Raw genomic sequence first — 2496 nt, forward strand, 5'->3', positions numbered from 1 at the left:
TTAGCAATTACAAATTCACTTCCTCATCGGTAGGTAATCGATACCGACCGCTTTTCTCTCTGATACCAATATCCATTAGCATTATCCCGAATTCATGCAGGAACGCATTCATGTAACGCTTGCCGCGTCTGCTGAGTTCTGGGGCTACGCCGCCTATAAAGACAACGCGTTCACTGGGTTTTTTCTCATAGGGTTCAAGTAATCTATCGTAAAACAATGCCTGACTACTGGAACTGAGCTTTTCGCTTAGCCTGCCATCAAGCAGACCGGCAATAAAATGCTGATTGACCTGTATGTCACCAAACAGATGGCGATACACTAGGCTCTGATTGATTTTCATTAGGTGATAACAGTAGGCTTCGGCAACACGCCAGCATAAAAACTCATGGGTTGGCATTTTCATGATTTCACTTCCTCCAGACCAGGAATAGAAAACTGCATTTCTTTAGCCAGTAATTCCCTGTCTGATTCGATCCTCTGTTTCTCCCCACCCACTCCCCAGCTATTCATTATCCTAGCTGCCGTGCTAACCCTGCGTTTTTTGCTTTGATATTCAAGTTCAAGTCGATTTGCCTGAGCAAATTTACCTAGATGACCAAGAATAAAAGCACGGAATGTTTGATAGACCTTCACTTCAAAAGCAGGAGAGAGCCAAGCAGCATAACGCAGGGCTATTAATTCATGCGCCCATGTGCCGCGTTCATTGCCGCCGTGGTTAATCTTAAGTATTTGATTTTGTTCCAAGGTGTTTTTTAGCACCTTGGTCACTTCCTCAACAAACTCCCGAATACCATCACTCTGCAAAAATTGGCTTGGCTTCTGCCACTTCTGCGCCAAACCTCCTGCGATTGCAGCCTTATGCAGGTCATTAAGATTATAGGTTCCGAACTCATTACTACGAACGTGAATATTTTCAATGACGATAGTTGGGTAATTCATGGTCAGTTCCTTTTAGTGATAAACCTTGCGCTCAGGAATAACCAGCCCAAAGAGGGTTAACCAGACCACTACTGGTATTCCTCAAGGCTTATCCTGAAAGGTTCTTTGGTGTTTATGCTTCGAGCGAGAAGCGGTGAAATTCAGATATAAAAAATGCCACCAGCCCGTGTGCGTTGGGTACGCGGTAGGAACGAGGTGGCAGCATGGGTTATTCCTGTAGCCACTCAGGGAATGGACACCGAAATAAAAAAGCCACCGCGGAGTGTGGTGGTTTAGCGTGTTAATTTCTTTAAATTGATAAATACTTATTCTTTGCTTACTGTGATATTGATCAAATCAATGAAATCTTGGCACATCTCAAGGCGATGCCCGTGATCGTCCACAAAGTTATATTTCTTAAAGTATTCCAATATCTCCTCGGGACTTTTCCCGTATAAAGGAGATTTAGAAATTGAATCGTGTATCTGTTTCATCTTCAAACCTTCATTCTGTTGGTTATGACCAAGTCACGAGAACATTGGAAATAGCTTTTCATAGTGGAGGAATATATCAATACGATGGTGTTCCAGACAATGTGCATCAAGGATTGATAAGCGCTTCTTCCAAAGGAAAGTACTTCCACCAATACATCAAAAACGTTTACCCATACCGTAAGGTTAGATGATTATTAACTTGGCGAGGCTAATACCTCGCTTTTTGTTATCACTCTCACCACCTCAGTATCATTTGCTCTGAGATGGTGAGGACGGGTCTTACTTAACCACTTCTACCGTAGCACCGCTTTCATTGGTGATATAAAGCTGATCCCCTTTGTAGAGAAACTGATACCCACCTCCACCCAGCTCTGGAATCTCCGGGAATGTCGGGCTGGGAATATTCGAGCAGACAATGGCGATACAATCATTAGTGCTCACACCTTCACGGGTTACACTGAGTGAATGTTCTTCTTCAATAACCTGTGTCATTTCTTCATCTGAATAGGACGGTGGAATAAATTCAATGACATCTGGGGTTTCAATACCCAACTCGTTAGCCAAATCAAATGCCTGTTTCCATTGAGGTGAACCAATACGAGCAATGGTGATCTCTTTGGTTTCATACAATGATGTGGCGTTCTCGATAATCTGCTTAACTGTAAACATGGTTTCTTTTCCTGTTTCTGATAATAAAAAGCCCCTGATTATTCAGAGGCTACTGACATTCAATCTTCGCCCAATCCCTCAGTCCGAGGAACTGGGCTTCGAGGGTTTCCAGTTCTCCGAGGAGACGTACATAATCCTGTTCAGCGTCTTTCGCCAGTCTGGCGGGTCTTGAACCATCCATGCCGGAGGGGGAAGCGGTTTCAGACACGGGGCACTCGGCTTTGATGTACACGCGCTTAACGTTAGTGCGGAGAGTATCGCTAAGCTCATCAAGTTTAGATTTGGCATTGGCGAGTTCCTGTAGTTGTTTAGTGTCCCGTTCTGCGAGTTGCTGGATGCGTTCTTGCTGGTTGGTTTTGATGGCGACCTGCTCGTCATACTCTAACTTTAAGCTATGGTATTCTTCGGCCTTGTC

At 44.2% G+C, this 2496-nt stretch carries 5 protein-coding genes; 1 reads left to right on the forward strand and 4 read right to left on the reverse strand.

What is annotated here, in order from left to right; all coding sequences use genetic code 11:
* Positions 1-7: 7 nt before the first annotated feature.
* Both AAY47_RS13205 and AAY47_RS13210 read right to left on the reverse strand, forming a co-directional pair.
* On the reverse strand, positions 8-403 hold the full coding sequence (locus AAY47_RS13205) for a hypothetical protein (RefSeq protein WP_047770612.1): 396 nt from the start codon (positions 401-403) through the stop codon (positions 8-10).
* A complete protein-coding gene (locus AAY47_RS13210; protein WP_047770613.1) occupies positions 400-939 on the reverse strand; it encodes a KilA-N domain-containing protein in 540 nt (179 codons plus the stop codon). Before AAY47_RS13210 ends, AAY47_RS13205 begins: the two co-directional genes overlap by 4 nt.
* 517 nt (positions 940-1456) lie before the next feature.
* On the opposite strand from AAY47_RS13210, the gene AAY47_RS20705 reads away from it, so the two are divergent.
* Complete coding sequence (locus tag AAY47_RS20705) at positions 1457-1603, forward strand: KTSC domain-containing protein (protein WP_235428357.1); 147 nt, start codon at positions 1457-1459, stop codon at positions 1601-1603.
* Positions 1604-1691: 88 nt separating this feature from the next.
* Here the strand turns inward: AAY47_RS20705 and AAY47_RS13215 are convergent, their stop codons facing one another.
* Both AAY47_RS13215 and AAY47_RS23180 read right to left on the reverse strand, forming a co-directional pair.
* Positions 1692-2081, reverse strand: a complete 390-nt coding sequence (locus AAY47_RS13215) for a hypothetical protein (protein WP_047770614.1) — start codon at positions 2079-2081, stop codon at positions 1692-1694.
* Positions 2082-2130: 49 nt separating this feature from the next.
* A partial coding sequence (locus AAY47_RS23180) for a lysis system i-spanin subunit Rz (RefSeq protein WP_047770615.1) occupies positions 2131-2496 on the reverse strand: 366 nt, incomplete at its 5' end.

Source organism: Xenorhabdus griffiniae (genome assembly GCF_001028135.1).
Lineage (GTDB): Bacteria > Pseudomonadota > Gammaproteobacteria > Enterobacterales > Enterobacteriaceae > Xenorhabdus > Xenorhabdus bakwenae.